The sequence below is a fragment of the Streptomyces sp. NPDC020490 genome, assembly GCF_044335305.1.
Taxonomy (GTDB): Bacteria; Actinomycetota; Actinomycetes; order Streptomycetales; family Streptomycetaceae; genus Streptomyces.
In genome coordinates this window covers 96,452-120,807 of sequence record NZ_JBIRUY010000027.1, presented here as the reverse complement: position 1 = coordinate 120,807, position 24,356 = coordinate 96,452, and the positions used below count along the sequence as shown (strand labels likewise).

The window sequence follows — 24,356 nt, the reverse complement described above, 5'->3', positions numbered from 1 at the left end:
GCACGGGTGCCGCACGGCCCACATCCCGCGGGCGCCGCTCCGGGCAGCCTGGAAGTCCAGGACACTCTTGGAGGCAGTCATGACCGAAAGCGCCCTCGCCGACGTCATCGTGGTCGGTGTCGACGGGTCGGAGGCGTCCCTGGCCGCCCTGCGCTGGGCCGGGGAGCAGGCCCGCGCCCTGCACCTGGAGGTCGTCGCCGTGCACGCCTGGGAGCCGGCCGCGGAGCGGTACGCCCCGTACGCTCCGGCGTCCGCGTGCCCCACCGCGGCCGATCAGCGCGACCGGGCCGCCCAGCTCCTCGCCTCGTGCGTGCGCGAGGTGTTCGGCCCGCGCGTCGGCCCGGTCGTACGGGCCGTCCTGGTACAGGGGCCGCCCGCGCGGGTACTGCTGCAGCAGGCGCGCGGCGCGCGGCTGCTCGCCCTGGGGCACGAGGCCCACGGCCAGTGGGAACGTCCCGCCGCCGGCGCGGTGGGCCGCGAGTGCCTGCGGTACTCCACGGTCCCGGTGGTGACGGTGCCCGCACCCGTCCGCGTCCGGCCCGGGCACACACCCGAGCCGGCGCAGGCGCCGGTTCCGGCGTTGCGGCAGGTGGTCGTCGTCTAGCGGCAGCGGGCGGGGGGGAGCGGGCGGCCCCCGGCCGGGCCGGGGGGTGACTGGACGATCGGGCGGCCGAGCGATCCGGCGACCGGGTGACCCGGCGACCGGGTGATCCGGCGACCGGGTGAGCAGGCGTCCCGGCGATCCCGCGACGGCGACCGGGGAACCGGGCCGCGGGGAAGCCGGGCGGCGGGCGGAGGGCCGCGGGAAACCGGGCGGTGGGCGGCGGGGAAGCCGGTCGGTGGGCGGCGGACGGCAAGCCGCGGGGAACCAGGCGGTGGGCGGCGGGGAAGCCGGTCGGCGGGCGGCGGACGGCAGGCCGCGGGGAACCAGGCGGTGGGCGGCGGGGAACCAGACGGTGGGCGAAGGGGAAGCCGGTCGGGCAGGCAACGGTCAGCCGGGGAGTCGGCAGGTCGGGCGGCGGGCGGTCGGCCGGGGGCGGCGGACGGGGACGGAGGCGGAACGGGAGGTCGGCATGGACGTTCTGGTGGGATACGCCACCGCTCACGGCTCGACGCGCGAGATCGCCGCGCACCTGGCCCGGCAGCTGGGCCGGGCGGGGCTGAAGGCCGAGGCGCGGGACCTGGCGGCCGTGGACGACGCGGACGCCTACGGGGCGTTCGTCCTCGGCAGCGCCGTGCACGGGCAGGCCTGGCTGGAACCGGCCAAGGCGTTCCTGCGCGCCAACCTCGACGTGCTGGCGACCCGGCCCGTGTGGATCTTCAGCGTCGGGATGCCGGCCGCCCTGCGCGGACCGTGGAAGCGCATGGGGCCGCAGGAGGAACCGCTGATTGTGCGGGCTCTGCCGGGAGATCTGCCGTACCGCGGTCACCGCCTGTTCTCGGGCGTCGTCCGCCCCGCCCAGCTGCCGCTGGCCGGGCGAGTGGTGTTCCGGCTGATGGGCGGCCGGTTCGGCGACTTCCGTGACTGGGACGCCATCGACCGCTGGGCGGCCGGGATCGCCGGAGAACTGACCGGCGACTGACGGCGCGCCGCCGCGGCCTGAAGCCGGTGCGGATCCACGGCGGTTCGACGGGCGACGTGCGACGCCCGGCACCGTGCCGCGCCCCGCCGCGCCCCGCCGCTCAGCGACCGACGGCAGTACGGTGACCCGCGCCCGTCGGCCGGTGCGCGGCCCGCGCGGCCGGTCCGCACCCGTGCCGCCCGGCTGGTCCGCACCCGTGCCGCCCGGCCGACCGCACCGCGAGCGCGTCGAACAGTGCGGCGAGCCTGTAGGTCACGGCCATCGCCGCGACCAGCAGGACGGCGAACCGCTCCCAGAACTCAGGTGTGAGCGTCGTACCCACTGTGTCCCCCTCCTCTCCTCGGACGTCGTCCCGGGGCCGTGCCGCCGAGGCCCCGGTCTCCCTCGCCACCAGCCAACTCCCTTGCTGCGCACGGCGCATGAGCCGACCGGCCCGGAGGGCGGGCCGGCGCGGCCCTTGCCGCGCCGGCCGGCGGCTCACCGGACGAGGACCCGCTCCCCGGAGCGGGGCACGACGGCGGTCCAGCCCAGGGTGCGGTCGATGCGGTCGCGCAGCGCCTCGGCGGCCTCGGGCTCGCCGTGCACGAGGTAGGTGGCGTGCGGGGCGGGGGCGTCGCGCAGCCAGTCGACGATCTGGGTGGCGTCGGCGTGGGCGGAGAAATGCGGCACGTCGGCGACCTGGGCGCGCACCGGGACGTACTCACCGAACATCTTCAGCACCTTCGCCCCGTCGACGAGGTCGCGGGCGCGCGTGCCCTGCGCCGCGAAGCCGACGACGACGACGGCGTTGCGCGAATCGGGCAGCAGGCGCCGCAGGTGGTGCAGCACCCGGCCGCCGGTGGCCATGCCGGACGCGGAGACGATGACGGACGGTCCGGAGACATGCTCGAGGTCGATGGACTCCTGCAGCGAGCGCACCGTCTGGAACGGTTCGGGGCGGAGCGCCGCCGTGCCGCCCTCGGTGATGTCCGCGCGCAGTTCCGGGGCCCCGGCGGCGAGGGCGTCCCGGTAGACGTCGAGGGCGGCGAGGGCCATCGGGCTGTCGACGTACACCGGAACCGCGGCCGGCAACCGGCCCGTGCGGCGCAGTTCCGCGAGCTCGTGCAGGACGACCTCGGTGCGGTCCAGGGCGAACGCCGGGATCACCACGGTGCCGCCGCGGGCCAGGGTGGCGGTGATCACCTCGGCGAACCGGGTCCGGCCCTCCTGCTCCTGGTGGCGCCGGTTGCCGTAGGTCGACTCCATGAGCAGGACGTCCGCGCCGGAGAACGGTTCGGCTGGGCGCAGCAGCGGGTGGCCGGGGCGGCCCAGATCGCCGCTGACGGCGAGGGTGTGGCCGTCCTCCAGGATGAGGCGGGCCCAGGCCGAGCCCAGGATGTGGCCGGCGGAGTGCAGGGTGAGCCGGGTGCCGGCGGCGATGTCGACGGACGTGCGCAGCGGCACCGCGTCCACGAGCTTCAGGGTGCGGTCCACGTCGGAGTCGTCGTACAGCGGCTCCGCGGGACGGTGCTTGGACCAGCCGTGCTCGTTGGCGTGCTGGGCGGCCTCCAGCTGGAGCTTGGCGCTGTCGCGCAGCACGATCTCCATCAGCCGGGCGGTGAACTGTGTCGTCACGATGCGGCCCCGGAAGCCGTGGCGCACCAGGCGGGGCAGGTATCCGCAGTGGTCGAGGTGGGCGTGGGTGACGACGACGGCCTCGATGTCCTCGGCGTCGCAGGGCAGCGCGCGCCAGTTGCGCCGGCGCAGGTCGGCGACGCCCTGGAAGAGGCCGCAGTCGACGAGGACGCGGGCGTGGTCGCTCTCGACCAGGAACTTGCTGCCGGTGACCGTGCCGACACCGCCCAGGAAGCTGAGCAGTGCGGGCCGGCCCGGGGTGGCCTGCCGGTCGTCGGTCGCCGGTGCCGCGGTGGTCATGATGTCGCTCTCCTCGGGTGATCGGGGCCGATCGGCCCTGGCGGGCAGGTGACCGCCGTGGTGTGCTGGAGGTGACGGGAAGGACCCGGCGAAAGACGCGGAGCAACGGCCCTCGGGCCGCGCACCGCGCAATCAGGATCCGCGAGAAGCGGATGGGTCCTTCCCGCCTTGCTGTGCGCGGCGGCGGGCCGCTGCCGCGGGGTTGACCGCGATGTCGTCTGCCACCCGGTCCGGGGGCGGGACGAGCGGTGCCGCGACGGGCCCGGGCAGAGCCCGGCCGACGAGACGCCGGCGGCCCCGACGACGTAGGCGACCGGCCGTCCGCACGGTCGGCGCGGCTTCCGCACGAACGCGGCTACCGCCCCGGACGCGACGCGCGCCCGGGGCCCGGCAACCGCTCCGGAACCCTGCGGCCCCACGGCGTACGACCGCCCCCACCGGGGCTCGGCGACGGCCGGGGCGAGCCGGTGGGTCCGGCCGGGTGCCGCAGGTCCGTCACATCCACGTCCCGCGCGAGTGCCGACAATCCAGGGCGCGACCGCTAGGTCCGCGACCGCTCCAGGGACCGCCGGCCGGCCAGGGGCACCGTCGCACTCGGCGAACGGCGTGGCCGGGGGCAGCGGTCCCGCGGCGGTCCGTTCCCGCTGCCGGGCGCCGACCGCCGCGTCGGCGCCGTCGTCGCGGGCCGGGTTGCCGGCGCCGATGTCAGCGTCGGCAACCCGGCCCGCGACACGGGTGGGGACCACCATGGTCTGTCCTCTCCCTCTGCTGCTGTGCCTTCAGACTGCGGGGCCCGCGACGCCCTGGCATGGGCCGAAGGGGCCCGCGCCGGGGACCGGGTGTCCTCCCGCCCGTCCGGTCTCCCCGGCGGGTCGGCGGCGGTGGCGGCGCCGCGGGCCGATGGTCCCCGCGGACGGACCCGTGCGCCCCTGCCGGGCCGTCCGGAACGGGGGTCGAATGGGAGCAGGCGGGTGCCGCCGACGCGGTACGCGCACGAGGAGGTGCCCATGCGGTACCAGGACCGCACGGAGGCCGGTCTGCGGCTGGCCCATCGTCTGGCGCACCTGCGTGGTCAGGACGTCGTCGTGCTGGGGCTGCCGCGCGGTGGAGCGCCCGTGGCCTACGAGGTGGCCAGGGAACTCGGCGCCGCCTTGGACGTGCTGGTGGTGCGCAGACTCTCTGTGCCCCGGCAGCCGGGGCTCGGCTTCGGCGCGATCGGAGAAGCCGGGGTGCGCGTCCTCGACGGCGACGTGGTCCGCCGTACCGGGCTGGGCCCTGACGAGCAGGCCGCCGTGGAGCGGTCCGAACGGGCCGAACTGGACCGGCGGACGCTGCGTTACCGTGCCGGCCGCGCGCCCGTGCCGGTGGCGGGGCGGGCCGTGGTGATCGTCGACGACTGGCTGGCCACCGGCGCCACCGCGGAGGCCGCCTGCCGGGTGGCCCGCGCGCTGCACGCCGCCCGGGTGGTCCTCGCCGTGCCGGTCGGTCCCGAGTCCACCGTCACCCGGCTGCGGGACGCGGCCGACCAGGTGATCGCCCTGCAACGGCCGCCCCGCCTCGGCTCGGTGGGCGCCTGGTACCGCGACTTCGCCCGGGTCGGCGACGCGCAGGTGACCGCCCTGCTCGAGCGAGCCGCCCACGCCGCGCCGGCGGCCGCGCCCCGGCTCGACCCCGGTGCGCACGGGGACGTGGAGGTGCGGGTGCCCGCCGGGCATGTGCGGCTGGCCGCACAGCTCGTCGTCCCCGAAGCGGCCCCGGCGGTCGTGGCGTTCGCGCACAGCAGCGGCGGCAGCCGGCACAGCCCCCGCAACCGCTACGTCGCCGGCGTGCTGAACCGGGCCGGCCTGGGGACGCTGCTGCTCGACCTGCTCACCGCGGACGAGGAGCAGAACCGGCACAACGTCTTCGACATCCGCCTGCTCGCCCAGCGCCTGCACGCCGCCACGCTCTGGCTGCGGCACGAGAAGGGCCTGCCGGTGGCCTACTTCGGGGCCGGCACGGGCGCCGCGGCCGCGCTGGAGGCCGCCGCCGTGCCGGGTGCCGACGTGGTGTCGATCGTCTCGCGCGGCGGCCGACCCGACCTGGCCACGCCCGCCGCCCTGGCGCACGTGCGGGCGCCGACACTGCTCGTCGTCGGGTCCGCCGACCCCCGGGTCCTCAGCCTCAACCGGCTCGCCGCCGACTGGATGCACTGCGAGCACCGGATCGCCGTCGTCCCCGGCGCCACCCACCTCTTCCCCGAGCCCGGCACCCTGTCCACGGTCGCCGAAGCCGCCCGCGACTGGTTCACCACCCACCTGCCCCTGCCCCTGCCCCTGCCACACGCCGGCACGTCGCTGCCCGGAGCGCAGTAGCGGCTACGGTCCCTGACACCGGCGGGGAGGCCGCCAGGCCGCAGGCCGCCAGGCCGCAGGCCGCCAGGCCGCAGGCCGGAAGGCCGCAGGCCGGAAGGCCGCAGGCCGGAAGGCCGCAGGCCGCCAGGCCGCAGGCCGGAAGGCCGCAGGCCGCCAGGCCGCAGGCCGGAAGGCCGCAGGCCGCCAGGCCGCAGGCCGCCAGGCCGCAGGCCGCCAGGCCGGAAGGCCGCCAGGCCGGAAGGCCGCCAGGCCGCAGGCCGGAAGGCCGGAAGGCCGCCAGGCCGCAGGCCGGAAGGCCGGAAGGCCGCCAGGCCGCAGGCCGGAAGGCCGGAAGGCCGCCAGGCCGCAGGCCGCCAGGCCGGAAGGCCGCCAGGCCGGAAGGCCGCCAGGCCGGAAGGCCGCCAGGCCGGAAGGCCGCCAGGCCGCCGTTGAGGCAGGTGGCGGTCAAGGGGCTGGGGGTGGCTCTTGGGGGCCCGCTGCCCAGCGTCTGCGTACCGCGTCCTCGTGTTCGGTCTGTTCGAGTGCCGCGTCCGCGCGGGCGACGGCGGCCTCCAGGCGGGGGACCCAGTGGCGGCGCAGCGCTCGCACCCGGCGGCCGGTGCTGAGGACCTCGGCGCCGACGGCCCGGGCCGCGGCTCGGGCGGCGGCGTACTCCGCGGCCGCGCGCACGGCGTCCGCGTAGGCCGACTCGGCGTGCACCAGCGCCGTGTTCGGGGGCGCCGGGTCGCCCGGCTGCCGTCCGGGGATCGTGCAGGTGGCGTGCCCGGGATGCCGTACGCCCATCGTGGACGTCCAGGAGACCTCCAGCTCGGCCGGGCGGGTGCGGGCGAGGGTGTCCAGGGCCTCCTCGCCGGCGAGGAGCAGTCCCCGGCGCAGCCACGACTCCGCCTCGTCCAGCCGTCGGTGCCAGTGCTCCCGCGCGACGCGCTCGGCCTCGGACAGTTCCTGGTGGCGGGCGCGCAGGATGCGCAGCTTCTGGTCGAGCAGGTCCGCGCCGCGCCGGGCCGCGTCCAGGCTGCGGCGCAGCTTCATCCGTCCGGCACGGCCGGGCGGCACGCGCAGCTGGGCCATGGCGTCACCCGCCTCCCCGCGCGGGCTCGCGCGCGTCGAGGAACTCGGCCGGGAGCATGGCGAGTTGGCTGCGCGGCAGGGTGAGCAGCACCTGCCAGGCACGTTCCAGCGTCTGCTCCAGGGTGCGCAGTTCGGCGCTGCCCTGGTCCACCAGGCCGTGGGCGAAAGCCTCGTCGAAGGTGAGGTAGCCGCGGTCCGCGGGGCCGAGCGCCGCCTGCCCGACGAGGTCGGCGAGTTCCTTGACCTGGCGCGCCCGGGCCAGCGCGGACAGCAGCTGCGCGGCGACGTCGAGGTGGTCGTCGCGGGTACGGCCCGGCCCGGCGCCCTTGCGCATCAGCCTCGACAGCGACGACAGCGCGTCCACGGGCGGGTAGACGCCACGGGCGTGCAGGTCGCGGGAGAGCACGACCTGACCCTCCGTGATGTAGCCGGTGAGGTCGGGGACGGGGTGGGTGATGTCGCCCGCGGGCATGGTCAGCACCGGCAGCACGGTGACCGAACCCGGCAGCCCGCGGATGCGTCCGCAGCGTTCGTACAGGGACGCCAGGTCGCTGTAGAGGTAGCCGGGGTAGGCCCGGCGCGCCGGGATCTCCCCACGGGCGGCGGACACTTCGCGCAGCGCCTCGGCGTAACTCGTCATGTCGGTCATCACCACCAGGACGTGGCGGCCGGCGGTGAAGGCGAGGTGCTCGGCGACGGTGAGGGCGATGCGCGGGGTGAGGATGCGCTCGATCACCGGGTCGTCGGCGGTGTTGAGCAGCAGCACCAGTTCGCCCGCCGCCGAGCGTTCCTCCAGCGCGTCGCGCACGAACGCGGCGTCGGCGTGGGTGACGCCCATCGCCGCGAACACCACGCAGAACGGCTGTCCGCCGGCCGTGGACTGGGCGGCGATCTGGGCGGCGAGCTCCAGGTGCGGCAGGCCGGCCGCGGAGAACACCGGCAGCTTCTGCCCGCGCACGAGGGTGGTGAGCGCGTCGATGGCGCTGACGCCGGTCAGCACGGGCTCGGCGGGCGGCTCACGGCGCACCGGGTTGACCGGGTTGCCGCCGACGGCCGAGGTGGCCGCGCCGAACACCGGCGGGCCGCCGTCGAGGGGTTCGCCGCGGCCGTTGCAGACCCGGCCCAGCCAGCCGGTGCCGACGGGGACGCGCAGGGGTGTGCCGGTGAAGGCGGCGCGGACGCGCGCCGGGTCCATGCCGCCGGTGTCCTGGAGGACCTGGACCACGGCCGTGCCGCGGTCGACCTCCAGCACGAGTCCGTGCCGCCGCTCGCCCGAGTCGAGGGTGAACAGCACGAACTCGTCCCAGCCGACCCCCTCGACCTTGTCGACGACGGCGAGGGGACCGCGCAGCTCGCGCACCGAGGTGTACTCGACGCGGACCCAGTCCGGTGTCCCGGTCCCGTTCACGACACCTCCGCCAGCCGGGCGAGCATGGCCGCGCCGAGTTCGCCGGCCTTCGCCGCGTCCTGCGGGCCGGCCTCCTCGCGGGCGCGCAGCACGGGCGAGAAGTCGGCCTCCTCGATACGGGCGGGCGGCACCCCCGCGTCGGCCAGTTCGCGGCAGCGGGCGATCACCGCCAGCACGGCCTCGGCCAGCGCGGCCGTCTTCTCCGGGCCGCTGTACGCGTCCCGCGCGGACAGGGCGCTCTGCTGGAGCACGCCTTCCCGGACGAGCCGTCCGGCCAGGACGCTGACGCGTTCCTGGGCGGGCAGCGCCGTGATGCCGACCAGGTCGACCAGATCGGCGAGCCGGTCGGCCTCGGCGAGCACCTCGGCGACGCGGGCCCGGCGCGCGGGCCAGTCCGGGTCGTCGGTGTCGGCGTGGTGGGCGCCGATGGTGCCGGCGTCGCGGGAGAAGGACTCGGCCCAGGAGACGGCCGGGTAGTGCCGTGCGTAGGCGAGATCGCGGTCGAGGGTCCACAGGCAGCGCACGAAGCGCTGGGTGTGGGCGGTGACCGGCTCCGCCATGTCGCCGCCGGGCGGGGACACCGCGCCGATCACGGTGACCGAGCCGGGGCGGCCGCCGAGGGTGGTGACGGCCCCGGCGCGCTCGTAGAACGCCGCGATGGCCGAGGCGAGGCCCGCCGGGTAGCCCTCCTCGGCGGGCAGGGCGCCGGTGCGGGAGGCGAACTCGCGCAGCGCCTCCGCCCACCGTGAGGTGGAGTCGGCGATGACGACCACGTCCAGGCCCATGTCGCGGAAGTACTCGGCGACCGTGACGCCGGTGTAGACGCTGGCCTCCCGCGCCATCATCGGCATGTTGGAGGTGTTGGCCACGATGACCGTCCGGTCGGCGAGCCGGCCTCCGGTACGCGGGTCGGTGAGCGCGCCGAACTCCTCGATGACGTCGGCCATCTCGTTGCCGCGCTCGCCGCAGCCGACGTAGACGATCACGTCGGCGTCGCACCACTTGGCGATCTGCTGCAGCAGCACCGTCTTGCCGGTGCCGAAGCCGCCCGGCACGGCGACGGTGCTGCCGAGCGCCACCGGGAAGAGCAGGTCGATGACCCGCTGCCCGGTGTGCAGGGCGCGGCCGGCGTCCCGGCGTCCGCGGACCGGGCGGGGCGTGCGGACCGGCCAGTGGGTGGTCATCCGGACGTCTGTGCCGGCGTCGGTGCCCACGACGGTGCCCGCGTCGGTGCCGGCGTCGGTGTCGGCGTCGGTGCCCGCGTCGGTGCCCGCGTCGGTGCCCACGACGGTGGCGACGACCGCGTCCTCGGGGTGGCGGCCCGCCGCGACGGGTCGTGCCACCGTTCCCTTGCAGCCGGGCGGCACCAGCACCCGCACCGGCACCGGTCCCGCGTCGCGGATCTCGCCGAGGATGTCGCCGGGGGCGACCAAGTCGCCGTCCGCGGCCAGGGGGACGTACTCCCACCGCCGCGCCGGCCCGCCGGAGCGGCGGCCCGCGGCGCCCGGCTCCAGCCAGGGGCCCGCGTCCGCCAGCGGGCGCAGCAGCCCGTCGAAGACGCCGCCGAGCAGGCCGGGGCCGAGGGCCGCCGACAGCGGCCTGCCCAGCGGACGGACCGGCATCCCGGGTGCGAGGCCGCCGGTGTACTCGTACGCCTGGACGGTGACGACGGTGTCGCGGATGGCGACGACCTCCCCGGGCAGCCGGGCCTCGCCCAGCTCGACCAGGTCGTACATGGCGGTGCCGGCCACGCCCTCGGCCTCGACGAGGGGGCCGTTGACCCGCAGGACGCGGCCGGTGCCGTACCCGGCGCCGGTCGGGGTGCCGGTGCCGGTCAGGGTGTCCACAGCCGCTCCGCCTCCACGCCCGTCCGCTCCAGCGCCCGGCGGGCCAGCGCGGCCAGGCTGCAGTCGATGCGGCGTCCCGGGGCCTCGCCGGTCACGCCGCCTCCGGGGGCCTCCGTCACCACGGCGTCCGGGCCCAGGGCCTGCCGTACGTACGCGGTCAGCCGTTCCCGCAGCCGCGGGTAGGCGTCGGTACCGCGCAGTTCCTCGACGCCCTGGACGACCTGCCGGCCCAGTTCCTCCCAGCACTCGCGGCGGGCGGCGAGCTCCCGTGCCCGGGCGGTCCTGCGGGCGCGGACGCGGGCGGCGGCGCTGACGTTCTCGGCGTCGGCCGCGCCCTGCCGCCGGGCCTCGGCCAGGATCTTGGCGGCCCGGACCTCGGCGTCGCGGAGCGCGGCGGCGGCGTCCGCGTCGGCCGCCGCCAGCAGGGCCTCGGCCTCGGCGCGGGCGTCCCGCAGCAGGCGGTCGCGCACCGGCTCGAGGGCCGCGTCGGCCCGGACGGGAAGCGCGGGCTTCGCGGGCTTTACGGGCTTCGTGGGCTTCGTGGGCCTCGTGGCGGCGCTCATGACGGCATCACCGCGGTGAGCGGTCCGGTGTCGTCGAACGGTTCCGGGCCGAGCGCGGCGGCCGCGGCGGGCGTCATGATCACCAGCCCCACGTCCGCCGGGATCCTTTCCCGGGCGGCGCGCACCGCCGGCGGATCCTCCGCGGCGAACACGTCGACGCCGGCCGCCGTCAGCCCCGCGACCCGCACCCACTCCCCGATCGCCGCAACCCGCGACCGCCCGTCCCGCAGCCCCGGTGCCCCGGCGGCGGCGACCTCTGGCGCGGCCGGCTCTCCGCCGACTCCGTGCGGTGTCGCGCCGTAACCGGTATGCGGCGCGGTGCGCCCGGTCAGGGCGTCGTTGTCGGCGGGCATGTCAGGATTTCCCGATCAGGAGGATGGCGACGACCAGGCCGTAGATGGCGATGCCCTCGGCGAGGCCGACGATCACCATGGCGCGGCCGAAGAGTTCGGGGCGTTCACTCAGCGCGGCCAGCGCCGCCGCGCCGGTGTACGCGACGGCGACGGCCGCGCCGATCGAGGCCCCGGCGACCGCGATGGCGGCTCCGATGAGGGCCGCCGAGCTGGAGCCGGAACTCTGCGCCGCCGCCGTCGTCGCCGCGTCCGCGTGTGCCGAGCCGCCGCTCAGCCCGACCACCAGGAGCGCCAGGGCGCCCGCGAACAGGGCCGCGTCCGCCGCCAGGACGGACCGCAGCACGGCCTTGCTGCGGCGGCGCAGCAGCCGGTGCGTCACGGCGAACGCCCCGACGAGCGCCGGCAGTGCGATCAGCCAAGCGATCATGTCGTCACCTCCGTGCTGTGCGGTGCGGGCACGTCCTCGTGCTCGGCGGTCCGCGTGGGTACGTGCCAGGGCCGGAACGGCCGCCCCTCGGCGTCGAAGACACGGGAGAACAGCTCGTAGAACTCCAGGCGCAGGGCCTGGACGCCGGCCACCAGCGCCTCCAGCGCGAAGGCGAGCGCGTTGCCGGCCAGGAAGACGACGGCCGCCGCGACGAACACCGCGGGACCGGATCCCGCGAGCGCCGTGGTGCCCTGCCAGACCATGGCGCCGAGTGCGGCGTGGGTCAGCCCGAAGGCGGCGAGCCGGGCGAAGGAGACGGTGTTCGAGCCGATGCGGATCACCACGTCGAACAGCTGGATGCCGGTCTGCAGGGCGCCCGCGGCGCCGCCTCCGGACGCCGTGTACAGACCGGTGCCGGCCAGCGCCAGTCCGGTCACGGCGAGCAGCGCGCCCGCCGTCAGGAGCGCGGGCGTGTGCAGCGCGACGCCGCCCGCGAGTCCGCCGAGGCCGAGGAAGACGGCGCTCCCGGCGATGCCGGAGGAGGCGTACAGGGCACGGCCCGGGCCGCCCTCGCGCCACCGGTTGACGATGCCCGCCGCGTAGGCCAGGGAGAGCAGGGCCGCGCCGAGGGCGACGGCGCTGCCCAGCAGGCGCAGCGGCTGGTCCATCGGGTTCAGCCACAGCACCGGCAGCACGCCGGTGGGGCCGAAGAACTCCCCGTAGGCGATGCCGGCCAGGATGCTGGTCACCCCGGCACCGGCCAGGAACGGCCACACCTTCCGCAGGGGCGCCAGGCGGCGGACGCGGCCGGAGCGCAGCAGCAGCGCCCCGAGGAGGAGCAGGAGTCCGTGGCCGGCGTCGCCGAACATCATCCCGAACATGACGACGTAGGCGATCCCGGCGGGCAGGGTGGGGTCGACGTCGGCGTAGGGGACGGTCCCGTAGGTGCGCACCAGCGGCACCAGGGAGCGCCGGACCGTGCCGTGCTCGGCCAGCCGGGTCGGCGGGTCGGTTCCGCGCGGCGGCCGCAGCGGCACCACGGCGCCTCCGACGTCCGCGAGCAGGCCGGCGAGCCGGGGCACGTCGGCGGCGGGGCACCAGCCGGCGAGCGCGGCCACGTCGCCGTGCAGCACGGCCGCATCCCGGTGGGCCTCCAGTTCCGCCTCGCCGGCCAGCAGGTCGGCCCGGCCCTGACGCCGCAGCGCGTCGAGGTCGGGCTCCGTGGCGGACAGCAGCGGCCGGGCGGGCCGCGCGCCCAGTGCCTGGAGCCGGCGGGCGGCGGGGCCCGGGGCGCCGCGGTCGGCGTCGTCGGCGTGGTCCAGTTCGACGCAGCCCGCGTCGGCGACCCGCACCAGGGTGTCCCGCAGCGCCGCGCGCGGGGAGACGACGGCCACCCGCCGCATCCGGGCCGGGGTCAGGGAGTCAGCCCATGAGCTCATCGAACGCCTCCAGCGCCCGGCCGCCCTGGGCGGCGCACTCCAGGCCGGCGCGGACCCGCCAGGCGTCGACGCCCAGCACGGCGGCCGCGGCCACGACGGGTGAGGCGTCGAGCCGCGCCCGGCGCAGCATCCCCAGGGCCTCCCCCTCGACCGCGGGCCACCAGCGGGCCTCGGCCCGCCACAGGTCCTGCGGCCGTTCGACGTCCGCCAGCGCCCAGCGGGCCGGGGCCGCCAGCCGGTCACGGAAGCCGGTGAACGACGGCGCGCGCAGGGCGGCCGGTCCGAGCAGCGACGCGGCGTGCCGCCCGGCGGGTCCGGTCAGCCGCCGGCCGGTGAGATGAACCTCACGGGCCACCAGCAGCGCGGCCTGGCCCGCCGCCCAGCGGGCGGCCCGCGGCACGTTCGCGGCGGTCCGGGCGGCCGCCGACAGCCGCATGCCGGTGACCACGGCGGCCGGTGACTCGGCTCCGGGATCGCCCCAGGCGGAGGTGGCCAGCACGGCGCGCAGCCCGGCCGGGGAGGTGGTCCGTGACAGCCGCGGCCACGCGGTCGACAGCGCGCCCAGCCGGTAGGGGGCGCGACGCGGCCCGCCGGACAGGGCGCGCAGGTGGTGGTGGGTGTTCTCGATCTCGAAGGCGGAGGCCAGCAGGCGTACGGCGACGGTGCCGGGCCGCGGCTGCCATCCGGCGAGCACCCGCAGCTGCCACACCAAGGCCTCCGACACGGCGCGCTGCGCGTCGGCGGCGCCGGCCGTCACGTCGAGTCCGCGCCGGTAGAAGGTGCCGGCGAGTTCGCGCAGTGCGTCGGACAGGCTCGGCGCGGCCGCCAGGCGCCGTGCCGTGTCGGGTCCGGCCCGCCCGGCGGCCATGGCTTCGGCCCGGGTCACTCCCGCGACCCACCCTGCGCCCATGGCGTCTCCCGGTGTGGTGCTGGTGCTTCGGGGCGTTTCCCGGCGTCCTCGGTGTCCGGCGTGCCGGTCAGTTCGTCCGTCGCCCGGGCCGCCAGCCGCGCCGCCAGGTCCGGCATGCGTGCGCGCGCCCGCTGCCGCAGGTCCGCCACGGCTCGTTCGGCGGCGGCGTCCGCGCGGGCGGCCTCGGCGGCGGCCTCCTGGCGGAGGCGGGCCGCGGTCTCGTGGCGTACGTCGAGGGCCCGCTCCTGGGCCGAGCGCACGATGCGTTCGGCACGCTCGGCGGCGACACGGCGCCGGCGCGCGGCCTCGCGGGCGGCGGCCTCGCGGATCGCTGCGGCCTCGGCCGCGGCGGCGTCGGTCGCGGCGAGCGGGGCCCGCAGTTCGGCCGCGAGTTCGGCGGACCGGTCGGCGGGAACGGCACCGGCGGCCGCCGGACCGGGTGAACCGGCCGGCCGGAAACGCGCGAGGAACGCGCGGAAGTCCGGCATGAGCACCTCCCGGCCCGCTCGATGACCGCTCGCCCTCTCGGGATGCCCTCTCGCCCCGGGTTGTCCCCTTGTCCTCGGATGTCCTCTTGTCCTCGGATGTCCTCGCATTCCACGGTACGGAGGTGGCGCGGGGTGTCCACAGGGGCCGGTTGACCTGGGCAAGGGGCCGTGCGGCCCCTGTGGTCGCGGCCACAGGGGCGGGAAGGTGGCCTCGGAGGACTCTCGACTCTGCGTACGGCCGGAGGTTGCCATGGATGACCGAGACGCACGCGAAGCCGGTACGGCGTCGGCTGAGGCCCGTCGTGCGGTACCGGGCCTGGCCCCGAAACCGGCGGAGGAGTTCCGCCAGGACTTGATGGTGCGTTACCTGCAGGCCATGGCGTCGCAGTCGGCGGAGGCCGCGGCGCGGGAGCCGGCCACGACCGCCGCCGCACGTGCGGCCGTACAGCCCGCGGCCCACGCGATCCCTGTCCCGGAGCTCCAGGTGCGGCACGTGATGCGACGGACCGTCGCCGGGATCTCCGCGGACACGCCCTTCCTTGAGGTCGCCCGGCTGCTGGCCCGTGAGCAGGTCGGCGCCGCGCCCGTGGTGGACGCCGACCAGCGCGTCATCGGGGTGATCGCGGAGTCCGATCTGCTCGCGCGGGCCGCTTCCCTCGCATCGGACGAGCGGCCCGGCACGTTCGAGCGGCTGTTCGGCCGACGGCAGGCCCCCGGGGGCGACGGCGGGACGGCGGCCACGCTGATGACGGCACCGGCGCTCACCGTCCACCCGTGGACCCATGTGCTCGAAGCGGCCCGTACGGCAGCCCACTCCCGGATCCGGCAGATCTACGTGACGGACCACAAGGGCACGCTCGTCGGCGTCGTCAGCCGCAGCGAGCTGCTGCACGCCCTGGTGCGGGAGGACGCGGCCATCCGCGAGGAGGTCGTCTCCAAGGTCATGAAGGAGGAGCTGGGGATCGACCCGGCGCAGGTGGACGTACAGGTCCGCAACGGGATGGTGACGCTGAGCGGCTCGCTGGACGCGGAGGTGGTCCCGCGGCTGACGGAGTCGGTGGCGGGGATCCCGGACGTGGTGGAGGTGGTGGACCACCTGATCGCGGTGTGAGCAGCCGGAAGCGCGGGGCCCCGTCCCCCGGTCGTACGAGGAGGTGACGACCGGGGGACGGGGCCGCGGTGACGACCGGGAGACGGGGCCGCGCGCGGGGCCGCGGGGGTCAGCGGACGGCGCGAGGCGACCGGGGTGGCCGGGGTGTCCCTGCCGTCCTGCTCGACCAGCGTGCCAGCAGCAGGGCGAGGACCAGCAGGACCGCGCCGACGACGAGGATCGACAGCGGTGCCGCGAGCGATCCCGGAAGGTAGCGTTCCGCCGTCTGCGGCACCGTCTGCAGGGTCGCGAAGGCGCCGAGCAGCAGCGCCCAGACCCTGCGCAGGGCCACGCCCAGGGCGAGCAGCGCGCCGGCGGTGGCCAGGGCGAGGAGGTGACCGGCGGCGAGGTTCATGGTCAGCTGCGCGCCGACCAGCAGACCGAGCGCGGCGGCGACATACCCGGTCTCCCGCGGACGCACATGGCCGCGGTGCGCGGCGGCGCCCCACAGCGCGGACAGCAGCCAGACACCGACCCCCGGCACCCACAACGGCACGTCGTCGCCGAGGCATTCGATACCCGCGGCGAGCGTGACCGCGGTGCCCGCGAACACCGCCAGCTGCTGCAGCGGTGCGGGCCTCACCAGCCACGGCACGATGCCGTACGCCGTCGCGGCACCGGCGGTCGTCAGTGCCGTGACCTGCGGGGAGAAGTCTCCGACACGGACGGCGAGCACGCCCGCGAACGCGGCCACCGAGCCGGTGGACGCCAGCCACAGCACACCGCGCAGCCGCACGAACGCCGGTTCGGCCGCATCGCGCAGCAGGGCGCCGGCGACGCCCAGGACGACGGCGGCCACCGCCGCGAGGGCGAGCTGCGCGCCCGTGGGGATGTCCGGCCACAGCCGGTCCGCCGCCAGGAACCCGGCGACGACCGCCATCGCGGCCCCCAGATAGCCCAGCGCCTCGACCACCAGCGGCACCCGGCCGGCCGGATGCGTTCCGGCCGCAGGGGTCTGAGCGCCATCGGCCTCGCCCGTAAGGGTCTGGGCCGCACCGGCCCTGCCCGTACGGGTCTGGGCCGCACCGGCCTGATCGGCGCCCTCTGCCGCGCGGGTCCGTTCGGCGGCCTCGATCCGCTCCGCCTGGCCGGCGTCGAGCAGTCCCTCCGCCACCCAGCGGGCCAGCCGGGCGTTCAGCGCCTCGTCGGGCGGGATCCTCACCATGGTCTGCCTCCCCACCTGCGCGCCTCGCGCGCACTCATGGCTTGCCCGGACTACCGCTCCCCGGCGTGGTGCGGGTGGGAGACGGTCCGGTTCTGCCGGACGTGGTCGGCGATCCGCTCGGGGGACGGCCGTTCACGCGTGAAGACGTCCTGCCCGACGGCCGTGGCCTCCCAGGTGTTGGCCGGATTGGCGGACGCGGTGAGCAGCCACGTGGCGCAGATCCGCTCTCCGCCCTCCTTGTGGTACTGACCGCTCCAGCTGGTCACCGACGCGGCGTCGCTGCGCTCGTTGTGCCAGGCCACTGTCCAGCCGAGGGTGGTCCCGTGGTCGGGGAAGTCGGCCGTGTCGTAGCGGCCGACGAGCGGGTAGGCACCCGCGGCGTGGCCGGTGGCCGACATGTAGGTCCCCCTGATTCCTCCGACGGGGTCGACCGTGATCCTCATGTGCGAGCCGACCTCGTTGTACCAGTCACCACTGATGCTCATCGCTCGCTCCTGTTCCTGCCGGCGCACGGCTTGTCGTGCCGGCCTGGTCGGGCCGGGAGCCCACCGGGCTTCCGCCCATGCTTCGCCCCTGCTTCGATCGTTCGCCCCGCGCGCACCCCCGTGCACTGGGCCGAACGTCCCCGGGCCCGGGCCCGGCCGGGTTGACCTGGAGTCCTGCCCGGCCCCACCCCGCCGCCGGCCGGGACCCGGCGGCTGCCTCGGAGCGTCGCACCGCCCGCGCCGGCCGTAGAGGTCCCCGCCGCCGGCGGCGGGGCCGAACGGCCCACCCGCCGTCGGAAGCGGGGCCGAACGGCCCACCCCCGCCGGCCCGAACAGCCCTGTTGCCGCACTCGTGCGGACGTAGGCTGGAATCAGCCTGCGGGGCGAGCGAGGGAGTCCGCCCGGAACGGCAGTTCCCGAGCAGGGGAGTCACCGCCCCTGTCAGAGGACGCCGCAGACGGGTGGGCTGAGAGGCCGGATGGTCGAGAGACCGGACGGCGACCTCCACAACCTGATCCGGACCATGCCGGCGAAGGGAGCCCACCTCGCAGGTTCGTCTGTGCCCCCGGGAGCGTCGTCTCCAGGGGGTCTTCGCGTGTCCGGGCCTGCCGTGCCCGCCTGGCCTGCCCGACCCCGGGCGTGGGCCGGGTGGCCCCTGGCGACACGATCTTCGCCGGTCCAGGCTGGAACGGAGAGTTGCCGTCCAGCCAGGGGGTACGGTGCCGAGTCATCTCACCGCGAGCGTTCCGGCCGGTCACCCCCGCCCCGGGGAGTCCCTGCCGCGGCCCGACGGTTCGTCGGCGCCGGTCCAGCGACTGCGTCCGGACGAGGTGTTCGGCGCGTACGGCACCTCGGTCCGCGGCCTGTCCGGCACGGAGGCCGCGGCCCGCCTGGAGCACTACGGCCCCAACCAGCTGCCGCGGCCCCGCCGCAAGGGGATGTGGCGGCGCTTCGCCGCCCAGTTCACCGATCTGTTCGCGGTCGTCCTGATCGTCGCGGCGGCGCTGACGTTCCTCGCCTACGCGCTGCAGGATCCGCGCGACGTGGGGAACCTGCAACTGGCCTTCGCGATCCTGGGCGTGGTGCTGCTGAACGCGGTGATCGGCTTCGTGCAGGAGTACTCGGCCGAGCGCACCGCCCAGACCCTGCAGGCCATGGTGCCGCACACGTGCCGGGTGCTGCGGGACGGGGAGCGGCTGGAGCTGCCGTCGGGGGCGCTGGTGCCCGGCGACGTGGTGGCCCTGGAGGCCGGGGACGCGGTGTCCGCGGACTGCCGGGTCGTCGAGGCCCACGGCCTGTCGGTGAACAACGCGCCGCTGACCGGGGAGAGCTCGGCCGTCGGCCGGGTGAGCGAACAGACTGCCGCGGACACCGCGCTGGAGTCCCGCAACTGCGTCTTCATGGGCACCACGGTGGTGTCCGGCTCCGGCAAGGCCGTCGTGTACGCCTCCGGCGCGGCGACGGAGTTCGGCAGGATCTACCGCCTCACCGACGAGGCGCCGCAGCAGAAGACGCCGTTGCAGCGCGAGGTGGCGGTGATGGCGCGGCGCGTGGCGGCGCTGGCCGTCGCGATCGGCGCGGGCGTGTTCGCCCTGCGCCTGCAGACGGGGCAGCCGCTGGTGTCGGCGTTCGTGTTCGCCCTCGGGGTCATGGTCGCGCTGGTGCCCGAGGGGCTGCCCGCGACGCTGTCGGTGTCGCTGGCCATCGGCGTGCGGCGGATGGCCCGCCGCCAGGCGCTGGTCAAGAGGCTGCTGGCGGTGGAGGCGCTGGGCTCCACCACCGTCATCTGCACCGACAAGACCGGCACGCTCACCCAGGCCGAGATGACCGTGACGCAGCTGTGGAGCGACGGTGCCTCGCACGCGGTCTCCGGCGTCGGCTACGCCCCGGTCGGCGAGGTCGCCGGTGCCGACGGGGTGCGCGCGCTGCTGCGGGCGGGGGCGCTGTGCACCGACGCCAGGCTGGTGCCGCCCGCGCGGTCCGAGGGCTGGCGGGTGCTCGGCGACACCACGGAGGGCGCGATCCTCGTCGCGGCGGCCAAGGCGGGGCTGGACACGGCGGCGGAGAAGGAGGCGGCCCCGCGGATCGGGGAGTTCCCCTTCGACCCCGTGCGCAAGCTGATGAGCACCGCCCACCGGACGTCACGGGGCGGCCTGCTGTGCGTCAAGGGCGCCCCGCAGGAACTCCTCGCCCGGTGCGCCCGGGTGCGCCACGCGGGAGGCGACGAGGAGCTCACCGCACCGTTGCGGGACGCGGTGGTCGCCGCCAACGACGAGATGGCCGGGCGGGGACTGCGGGTGCTGGGCGTCGCGGTGCGCCCGGTCGACGCGGTGCCGGGCACGGCGGAGGAGGCCGAGGCGGGGCTGACGTTCCTGGGCCTGATCGGCATGCTCGACCCGCCCCGGCCCGAGGTGTCCGAGGCGGTGCGGGCCTGCCACCGGGCCGGCATCCGCATCGTGATGCTGACCGGTGACCACCCGCTGACGGCGGAGGCGATCGCCCGCCGCGTCGGCATCGTCACCGACCCCTCCCCCACCGTGGTGACCGGCTCCCGGCTGGACGCCATGGACTCGGACGCGCTCGACGGACTGCTCGCCGGGTCTGGTCAGCTGCTGCTGTGCCGGGTCAGCCCGGAGCACAAGATGCGCGTCGTGGCCGCCCTGCAGGCACGCGGCGAGGTCGTCGCCGTCACCGGGGACGGCGCCAACGACGCGCCCGCGCTCAAGCACGCCGACATCGGTGTCGCCATGGGCGCCACCGGCACCGACGTGGCCCGTGAGGCCTCGGTGATGGTGCTGCTGGACGACTCGTTCGCCTCCATCACCGCGGCCGTCGAGCTGGGCCGGTCGGTCTACCGCAACATCCGCAAGTTCCTCGCCTACCTCTTCAGCCACAACCTGGCCGAGCTCGCCCCGATCCTGGCCGCCACCTTCGCCGGGTTCCCCCTGGTGCCGCTGACGGCGATCCAGATCCTCGCCATCGACCTCGGCTCCGACGTGCTGCCGGCCCTCGCGCTGGGCGCGGAGCCGCCCGAGCCGGACACCATGGACCGCCCGCCCCGCTCCCGCCGCGAGCGGCTGTTCTCCGCCGAGCTGGTGCGCCGGTTCGTGTTCCTGGGGCTCGTGCAGTCCATCGGCGTGTGCACGGTCTTCTTCTGGCAGGTGCACTCCGCCGGCATCCCGTTCGCCGACTTCACCAGCGGCGATCCCGCCTACCGCAAGGCGATCACGCTCACCCAGGCCGCGATCGTGGTCAGCCAGTTCTTCAACGCGCTGGCCGTGCGGACGGACCGGCAGAGCGTGTTCACGGTGGGGCTGTTCTCCAACCCCCGGCTGATCGCGGCCGGTTGCTTCGGCATCCTCCTGATGGCCGCCATCAGCTACACGCCCTGGCTGCAGGACGTGTTCCACACCGCGCCCCTCGCACTCGCCGACTGGGCCGTCCTGGCGGGCTTCGGCATGCTGCTTCTGACCGCGGAGGAGACCCGCAAGTGGTGGGTGCGCCGCACCCCCGCCCCCGCCGGGAAGGCCGCCGGGAAGCCCGCCGAGAAAGCCGCCGGGAACGAGAAGGAGGAGACGCCATGAGGGTCATCGTGGTGGGGTGCGGCCGGGTCGGTTCCGCGCTCGCCGCCCAGCTGGTCAACGAGGGCCACGACGTACGGGTGATCGACCGCGAGCCGAAGACGCGACGTCATCTGCCCGCCGGGTTCTCCGGTCAGTTCCTGCCCGGCAACGGCTTCAGCCGCACCGTGCTGGAGGCGGCCGGCATCGAGCTGGCCGACGCGTTCGTGGCCGTGACCTCCGGCGACAACACCAACATCGTCAGCGCCCGCACCGCGAAGGAGACCTACCGGGTGCCGATCGTGCTGGCCCGCATCTACGACCCCCGGCGCGCCGACATCTACCGCGACCTGGGCATCCCGACGATCGCGAGCGTGCGCTGGACCGTGCACCAGCTGCACCAGATGCTGCTGCACCGCCACCTCACCCCGGAACTCGACTTCGGCAACGGCGAGACACTGCTGCTGCGCTCCCGGCTGCCCGCCTATCTCACCGGCCGGCACCTGGGCGAGCTGGAGGTCGACGGCGAGATCCGGGTCGTGGAGGTGACCCGCGGCGGCCGGTCGTTCCTGCCGACGCACCACACCCCGGCCGAGGCCGACGATCTCGTCACGTTCGCCGTCGCCGCCGACGCCCTGGGCCGGCTGCGCGGCTTCCTGGACAAGGAGCTGGGCACATGAACGTCATCGTCGCCGGGGCGGGCCGCCTCGGCACCCAGATCGCCCAGGTGCTGGGCGCCGCGCAGAACCGCGTCACGCTGATCGACCGGGACGACGAACGCGTCGCCGAGCTCGGCGGGCACGTGCCCGCCGAGCTCTACTGGGGGGACGCCTGCGAGCCGGGCGTCCTGGAGGACGCCGGTGCGGGCGCCGCCGACCTGCTGGTGGCCACGACCGGCGAGGACGAGGACAACCTGGTCATCAGCCTCCTGGCGAAACGCCAGTTCAAAGTCGCCCGGGTGCTCGCCCGGGTGAACGACGAGGACAACGCCTGGATGTTCACCCCGCACTGGGGCGTCGACACCGCCGTCCCGGCCGCCGCGCCCCTCATCTCCCTGATCGAGGAGGCGACCAGCGCCACCGACACCGTCGCCCTGCTGCGCCTGAGCAAGGCGGGCGTCGACGTGATCGAGACGACCATCACCACGCACTCCCGTGCGGCCGGCCGCACGCTGGGAGAGCTCGCCGTCCCGCCGGGCATCGTCGTCACCGCCGTCGTGCGCGGCGGCGAGCCGCTGGCGCCCGCACCGGATCTGCGGCTGCGGGAGGGCGACGAACTCCTCATCGTCTCGCACACCGCCACGGAGAGCGAGGTCCACGCGGTCTTCCAGTGACCGCGGACGCGGGTGCGCGGCCGGTGGGTCCACCGGCCGCGCACCAGGTGCGGCTCAGCGCGGGACAGCGCTCAGACGTGCCGCACGGGGATGGTCTTGGTGTCCGCCGCCTTCTCGGGCACCGGCACCGTGACGGTCAGCACACCGTCCTTGTACTCCGCGGTCGCCTCGTCGCCCCTGGCGCCGGCCGGCAGCCGGACGGACCGGGTGAAGGTGCCGTAGCGGAACTCCGAGTGGTGCTTCTCGGTCTTCTCCTCGCTCCGCTCGGCCCGCAGCGTCAGAACGTCCTCGGCGACGGTGATCTCGACTTCCTCGGCGGGGTCGATGCCCGGCAGCTCCGCCCGCAGCACGTACGCCCCGTCCTTCATCTGTTCCTCGATGCGAATGCCGTGCGTGCCCGGCGCCTCGACCCAGCCGAACGGGTCGGGGAGCGTGGACCAGCCGGGCAGCCGCTCGATCATGCTGCTCATGTCTCCCTCCTCTTCGTCGTCTTCGTGGTTTTCGTCATCTTCTTCGTGGTTTTCGTCGTCCGCTCCCTCCCAGGCTCCTACCGCGGCCCGGCGGACGCGTGGGCCGTCCGGCCCAGTACGGGACCCGGTCGGCCCTGTCGGCCCGGTCAGCCCGGTCAACCCGGTCAACCCGGTCAACCCGGTCAGCCGAGCATGCGCTTCCTCCACTGGGGGCCGATCCGCTCCCATTCCGCGGCCCACTCCTCGTACCGCCGCCGGTCCAGCCGGCCGCGCGCCAGCCGCCCGCCGCCGAGCACGAGGGCTCCGGCGCCCAGGCTCGCCGGCACGCCCAGCAGCGCGGCCTGCACCCGGGCCTCCGTCGCACTCGGGGGCTGCGTGACCGGGGTGCCCGTGCGGTCGAGCCAGACGGTGACCCGGGTGCCCGCCGGTTCGCCGGGGTCGACCTTGACGCGGTCCGTGCGGGTGGCGCCGTCGGCGCCCGTCCAGCGCACCTTCGCCCACACGGTCCCGTCGGAGCCGTACCCGGTCATGGCCGGGGCGCTGGGGACGTCGTCGGTGAGGACCGCCGACACGGGGTGGGCGTTCGCCCGTCGCGCCGCCAGGCCGTCCGTCACCCACCCGCCGACCGCGAGCCCGGTGCACAGGGCCGCGAGCAGGGCGAGGAGCCAGGCGGCCAGGACGATCCAGGACTCCACGCGGTCACTGTGGCGCCGCAGCGGGTTCCGCCGCCAGCGCCAGAACCGTACTTTCACCGACCGGGTAGGACGCGCCTTCTTCATGGGAGACACCCCTTCGCGCGTGCCGCGTCAGGTTCCGTTCCCCCGCTTGCAACGTCTCACGTCCGGCCGCCCGAGGGTCAGGGGCCGACCGGGGCGATCGCCGGGACGTTGGGGCACGCCTCATGACCCGCCCGGCCCGGCACACGGACCGAACGGTACCGGCGAGCGGTCCGCGGACCAGGCGGTCAGGCGGGCCGTGCGGGTTGCTCGCCGGGGGTGTCGGGGGCGTCGGGGAGGTCGGGGTCGAGGTCCACCCGGCGGGGCGGGCCCAGCAGCGCGCAGTCGACGTCCACCACGCCCTCCACGGCCCGGGCCAGACGCACGGCGACGGGCACCAGCGTGGTGTCGCGGACCCGTCCGGTCAGCCGCACGACGCCCTCGCGCACCCGTACCCGTACCCGCTCCGCCTGGTCGGGGAAGAGCGCGGCGACGACCTCGTGGCGCACCTCCTGGGCGATGTCCTCGTCGGTCCGCAGGAACACGCCGAGCAGGTCGGAACGGCTGACGACGCCCTGCAGCACACCCGACTCGTCCACGACCGGCAGTCGTTTGACGCCGCCCCGCGCCATGGCCCGGGCCGCCTGCGCCAGCGTGTCGCCGGTCCGGGCGGTGACGGCCGGCGCCGTCATCAGCTCCCCGGCGGTCCGGGCGGCGGCCTTGGCCAGGTCGGGCGAGCGGCGCAGCCGGGTGTAGACGTCGGGGTCGTCGTCCCGGAACTCCTCCTTGGGCAACAGGTCGGCCTCGGAGACGACGCCCACCACACGGTGGGCGTCGTCCAGTACGGGAAGGGCGCTGACCTGCCAGCGGCGCATCGCCCGGACGATCTCCTTGAAGGGGGCACCGTCCGTCACGGCGACGACGGTGCGGGTCATCACATCGCTCACGGTGTGCGGGGTGCCGTACATGGTGTCCTCCGGCGTGGCTCGGACGCGGGGTGGCGCGGTGCGCGTGAGCGCCCGTCTTCAGGCTGGGCCACGGGGACGCGCCGGGCATGGGCCGAGTGGCCCCGACCGGGGATCCCGTGGACACTTCCCGCGGACTGCGGTGCAACCGTCGG

General features: G+C 75.9%; 23 protein-coding genes. 7 read left to right on the top strand and 16 right to left on the bottom strand.

Features of this window, described 5'->3' with window-relative positions; translation table 11 throughout:
* Positions 1 to 79: 79 nt before the first annotated feature.
* Positions 80 to 604, top strand: a complete 525-nt coding sequence (locus ACH4ZX_RS26385; protein ID WP_398277464.1) for a universal stress protein — start codon at positions 80 to 82, stop codon at positions 602 to 604.
* Between the two features lie 469 nt (positions 605 to 1,073).
* Positions 1,074 to 1,583, top strand: a complete 510-nt coding sequence (locus tag ACH4ZX_RS26380; RefSeq protein WP_398277461.1) for a flavodoxin domain-containing protein — start codon at positions 1,074 to 1,076, stop codon at positions 1,581 to 1,583.
* 100 nt (positions 1,584 to 1,683) lie between these two features.
* Here ACH4ZX_RS26380 and ACH4ZX_RS26375 read toward each other — a convergent pair whose 3' ends face one another.
* Together ACH4ZX_RS26375 and ACH4ZX_RS26370 are read right to left on the bottom strand one after the other, a co-directional pair.
* Complete coding sequence (locus ACH4ZX_RS26375) at positions 1,684 to 1,905, bottom strand: hypothetical protein (protein WP_398277458.1); 222 nt, start codon at positions 1,903 to 1,905, stop codon at positions 1,684 to 1,686.
* Positions 1,906 to 2,060: 155 nt separating this feature from the next.
* A complete protein-coding gene (locus ACH4ZX_RS26370; protein WP_398277455.1) occupies positions 2,061 to 3,497 on the bottom strand; it encodes an MBL fold metallo-hydrolase RNA specificity domain-containing protein in 1,437 nt (478 codons plus the stop codon).
* 1,007 nt (positions 3,498 to 4,504) lie between these two features.
* Here ACH4ZX_RS26370 and ACH4ZX_RS26365 point away from each other — a divergent pair.
* Positions 4,505 to 5,851: a phosphoribosyltransferase family protein gene (locus ACH4ZX_RS26365; RefSeq protein WP_398277452.1), complete on the top strand. Its 1,347-nt coding sequence runs from the start codon at positions 4,505 to 4,507 to the stop codon at positions 5,849 to 5,851.
* Between the two features lie 444 nt (positions 5,852 to 6,295).
* Here ACH4ZX_RS26365 and ACH4ZX_RS26360 read toward each other — a convergent pair whose 3' ends face one another.
* Genes ACH4ZX_RS26360 through ACH4ZX_RS26320 form a run of 9 tightly spaced genes read right to left on the bottom strand, consistent with a single transcriptional unit; the run spans position 6,296 to position 14,357 of the window.
* Complete coding sequence (locus ACH4ZX_RS26360; RefSeq protein WP_398277449.1) at positions 6,296 to 6,922, bottom strand: V-type ATP synthase subunit D; 627 nt, start codon at positions 6,920 to 6,922, stop codon at positions 6,296 to 6,298.
* A 4-nt stretch (positions 6,923 to 6,926) separates the two neighbouring features.
* Positions 6,927 to 8,330, bottom strand: coding sequence for a V-type ATP synthase subunit B (locus ACH4ZX_RS26355; RefSeq protein ID WP_398277446.1), 1,404 nt, complete (start codon positions 8,328 to 8,330; stop codon positions 6,927 to 6,929).
* On the bottom strand, positions 8,327 to 10,177 hold the full coding sequence (locus tag ACH4ZX_RS26350) for a V-type ATP synthase subunit A (protein WP_398277443.1): 1,851 nt from the start codon (positions 10,175 to 10,177) through the stop codon (positions 8,327 to 8,329). Before ACH4ZX_RS26350 ends, ACH4ZX_RS26355 begins: the two co-directional genes overlap by 4 nt.
* A complete protein-coding gene (locus tag ACH4ZX_RS26345; RefSeq protein ID WP_398277440.1) occupies positions 10,165 to 10,740 on the bottom strand; it encodes a hypothetical protein in 576 nt (191 codons plus the stop codon). Before ACH4ZX_RS26345 ends, ACH4ZX_RS26350 begins: the two co-directional genes overlap by 13 nt.
* On the bottom strand, positions 10,737 to 11,093 hold the full coding sequence (locus ACH4ZX_RS26340; protein ID WP_398277437.1) for a hypothetical protein: 357 nt from the start codon (positions 11,091 to 11,093) through the stop codon (positions 10,737 to 10,739). The genes ACH4ZX_RS26345 and ACH4ZX_RS26340 overlap by 4 nt, the downstream gene beginning before the upstream one ends.
* A 1-nt stretch (position 11,094) precedes the next feature.
* Positions 11,095 to 11,520, bottom strand: coding sequence for an ATP synthase subunit C (locus ACH4ZX_RS26335; protein ID WP_360760260.1), 426 nt, complete (start codon positions 11,518 to 11,520; stop codon positions 11,095 to 11,097).
* Positions 11,517 to 12,959, bottom strand: a complete 1,443-nt coding sequence (locus ACH4ZX_RS26330) for a V-type ATPase 116kDa subunit family protein (protein WP_398277434.1) — start codon at positions 12,957 to 12,959, stop codon at positions 11,517 to 11,519. Before ACH4ZX_RS26330 ends, ACH4ZX_RS26335 begins: the two co-directional genes overlap by 4 nt.
* Positions 12,943 to 13,869, bottom strand: coding sequence for a hypothetical protein (locus ACH4ZX_RS26325; protein ID WP_398277431.1), 927 nt, complete (start codon positions 13,867 to 13,869; stop codon positions 12,943 to 12,945). Before ACH4ZX_RS26325 ends, ACH4ZX_RS26330 begins: the two co-directional genes overlap by 17 nt.
* Complete coding sequence (locus ACH4ZX_RS26320; protein WP_398277428.1) at positions 13,842 to 14,357, bottom strand: hypothetical protein; 516 nt, start codon at positions 14,355 to 14,357, stop codon at positions 13,842 to 13,844. Before ACH4ZX_RS26320 ends, ACH4ZX_RS26325 begins: the two co-directional genes overlap by 28 nt.
* A 250-nt stretch (positions 14,358 to 14,607) precedes the next feature.
* Between ACH4ZX_RS26320 and ACH4ZX_RS26315 the strand changes: the two genes are divergently transcribed.
* A complete protein-coding gene (locus tag ACH4ZX_RS26315) occupies positions 14,608 to 15,468 on the top strand; it encodes a CBS domain-containing protein (protein WP_398277425.1) in 861 nt (286 codons plus the stop codon).
* A gap of 109 nt (positions 15,469 to 15,577) precedes the next feature.
* Here ACH4ZX_RS26315 and ACH4ZX_RS26310 read toward each other — a convergent pair whose 3' ends face one another.
* A complete protein-coding gene (locus ACH4ZX_RS26310; protein ID WP_398277422.1) occupies positions 15,578 to 16,672 on the bottom strand; it encodes a hypothetical protein in 1,095 nt (364 codons plus the stop codon).
* 50 nt (positions 16,673 to 16,722) lie between these two features.
* Positions 16,723 to 17,157 carry an avidin/streptavidin family protein gene (locus tag ACH4ZX_RS26305; RefSeq protein WP_398277419.1) on the bottom strand — a complete coding sequence of 145 codons (435 nt, stop codon included), beginning with the start codon at positions 17,155 to 17,157 and terminating at the stop codon, positions 16,723 to 16,725.
* A gap of 719 nt (positions 17,158 to 17,876) precedes the next feature.
* On the opposite strand from ACH4ZX_RS26305, the gene ACH4ZX_RS26300 reads away from it, so the two are divergent.
* From ACH4ZX_RS26300 to ACH4ZX_RS26290, 3 genes are read left to right on the top strand one after another with little or no spacing between them, the layout of a single operon-like run.
* Positions 17,877 to 20,741, top strand: a complete 2,865-nt coding sequence (locus ACH4ZX_RS26300; RefSeq protein WP_398277416.1) for a cation-translocating P-type ATPase — start codon at positions 17,877 to 17,879, stop codon at positions 20,739 to 20,741.
* A complete protein-coding gene (locus ACH4ZX_RS26295) occupies positions 20,738 to 21,397 on the top strand; it encodes a potassium channel family protein (protein WP_398277413.1) in 660 nt (219 codons plus the stop codon). Before ACH4ZX_RS26300 ends, ACH4ZX_RS26295 begins: the two co-directional genes overlap by 4 nt.
* Positions 21,394 to 22,050: a potassium channel family protein gene (locus ACH4ZX_RS26290; protein ID WP_398277410.1), complete on the top strand. Its 657-nt coding sequence runs from the start codon at positions 21,394 to 21,396 to the stop codon at positions 22,048 to 22,050. Before ACH4ZX_RS26295 ends, ACH4ZX_RS26290 begins: the two co-directional genes overlap by 4 nt.
* Before the next feature lie 71 nt (positions 22,051 to 22,121).
* Here the strand turns inward: ACH4ZX_RS26290 and ACH4ZX_RS26285 are convergent, their stop codons facing one another.
* The 3 genes from ACH4ZX_RS26285 to ACH4ZX_RS26275 all read right to left on the bottom strand — a co-directional run bounded on the left by ACH4ZX_RS26285 (position 22,122) and on the right by ACH4ZX_RS26275 (position 24,204).
* Positions 22,122 to 22,520: an Hsp20/alpha crystallin family protein gene (locus tag ACH4ZX_RS26285; protein WP_398277407.1), complete on the bottom strand. Its 399-nt coding sequence runs from the start codon at positions 22,518 to 22,520 to the stop codon at positions 22,122 to 22,124.
* 182 nt (positions 22,521 to 22,702) lie between these two features.
* Complete coding sequence (locus ACH4ZX_RS26280; protein ID WP_398277404.1) at positions 22,703 to 23,215, bottom strand: hypothetical protein; 513 nt, start codon at positions 23,213 to 23,215, stop codon at positions 22,703 to 22,705.
* A 269-nt stretch (positions 23,216 to 23,484) separates the two neighbouring features.
* Positions 23,485 to 24,204, bottom strand: coding sequence for a CBS domain-containing protein (locus tag ACH4ZX_RS26275; RefSeq protein ID WP_398277401.1), 720 nt, complete (start codon positions 24,202 to 24,204; stop codon positions 23,485 to 23,487).
* Positions 24,205 to 24,356 lie beyond the last annotated feature (152 nt).

What these genes read in the sequence shown, in the direction of transcription:
- ACH4ZX_RS26385 (WP_398277464.1), top strand. Translation starts at nt 80, where the DNA reads ATGACCGAAAGCGCCCTCGCCGACGTCATCGTGGTCGGTGTCGACGGG.
- ACH4ZX_RS26380 (WP_398277461.1), top strand. Translation starts at nt 1,074, where the DNA reads ATGGACGTTCTGGTGGGATACGCCACCGCTCACGGCTCGACGCGCGAG.
- ACH4ZX_RS26370 (WP_398277455.1), bottom strand. Translation starts at nt 3,497, where the DNA reads ATGACCACCGCGGCACCGGCGACCGACGACCGGCAGGCCACCCCGGGC.
- ACH4ZX_RS26365 (WP_398277452.1), top strand. Translation starts at nt 4,505, where the DNA reads ATGCGGTACCAGGACCGCACGGAGGCCGGTCTGCGGCTGGCCCATCGT.
- ACH4ZX_RS26360 (WP_398277449.1), bottom strand. Translation starts at nt 6,922, where the DNA reads ATGGCCCAGCTGCGCGTGCCGCCCGGCCGTGCCGGACGGATGAAGCTG.
- ACH4ZX_RS26345 (WP_398277440.1), bottom strand. Translation starts at nt 10,740, where the DNA reads ATGAGCGCCGCCACGAGGCCCACGAAGCCCACGAAGCCCGTAAAGCCC.
- ACH4ZX_RS26340 (WP_398277437.1), bottom strand. Translation starts at nt 11,093, where the DNA reads ATGCCCGCCGACAACGACGCCCTGACCGGGCGCACCGCGCCGCATACC.
- ACH4ZX_RS26335 (WP_360760260.1), bottom strand. Translation starts at nt 11,520, where the DNA reads ATGATCGCTTGGCTGATCGCACTGCCGGCGCTCGTCGGGGCGTTCGCC.
- ACH4ZX_RS26330 (WP_398277434.1), bottom strand. Translation starts at nt 12,959, where the DNA reads ATGAGCTCATGGGCTGACTCCCTGACCCCGGCCCGGATGCGGCGGGTG.
- ACH4ZX_RS26325 (WP_398277431.1), bottom strand. Translation starts at nt 13,869, where the DNA reads ATGGGCGCAGGGTGGGTCGCGGGAGTGACCCGGGCCGAAGCCATGGCC.
- ACH4ZX_RS26320 (WP_398277428.1), bottom strand. Translation starts at nt 14,357, where the DNA reads ATGCCGGACTTCCGCGCGTTCCTCGCGCGTTTCCGGCCGGCCGGTTCA.
- ACH4ZX_RS26315 (WP_398277425.1), top strand. Translation starts at nt 14,608, where the DNA reads ATGGATGACCGAGACGCACGCGAAGCCGGTACGGCGTCGGCTGAGGCC.
- ACH4ZX_RS26310 (WP_398277422.1), bottom strand. Translation starts at nt 16,672, where the DNA reads ATGGTGAGGATCCCGCCCGACGAGGCGCTGAACGCCCGGCTGGCCCGC.
- ACH4ZX_RS26305 (WP_398277419.1), bottom strand. Translation starts at nt 17,157, where the DNA reads ATGAGCATCAGTGGTGACTGGTACAACGAGGTCGGCTCGCACATGAGG.
- ACH4ZX_RS26295 (WP_398277413.1), top strand. Translation starts at nt 20,738, where the DNA reads ATGAGGGTCATCGTGGTGGGGTGCGGCCGGGTCGGTTCCGCGCTCGCC.
- ACH4ZX_RS26290 (WP_398277410.1), top strand. Translation starts at nt 21,394, where the DNA reads ATGAACGTCATCGTCGCCGGGGCGGGCCGCCTCGGCACCCAGATCGCC.
- ACH4ZX_RS26285 (WP_398277407.1), bottom strand. Translation starts at nt 22,520, where the DNA reads ATGAGCAGCATGATCGAGCGGCTGCCCGGCTGGTCCACGCTCCCCGAC.
- ACH4ZX_RS26275 (WP_398277401.1), bottom strand. Translation starts at nt 24,204, where the DNA reads ATGTACGGCACCCCGCACACCGTGAGCGATGTGATGACCCGCACCGTC.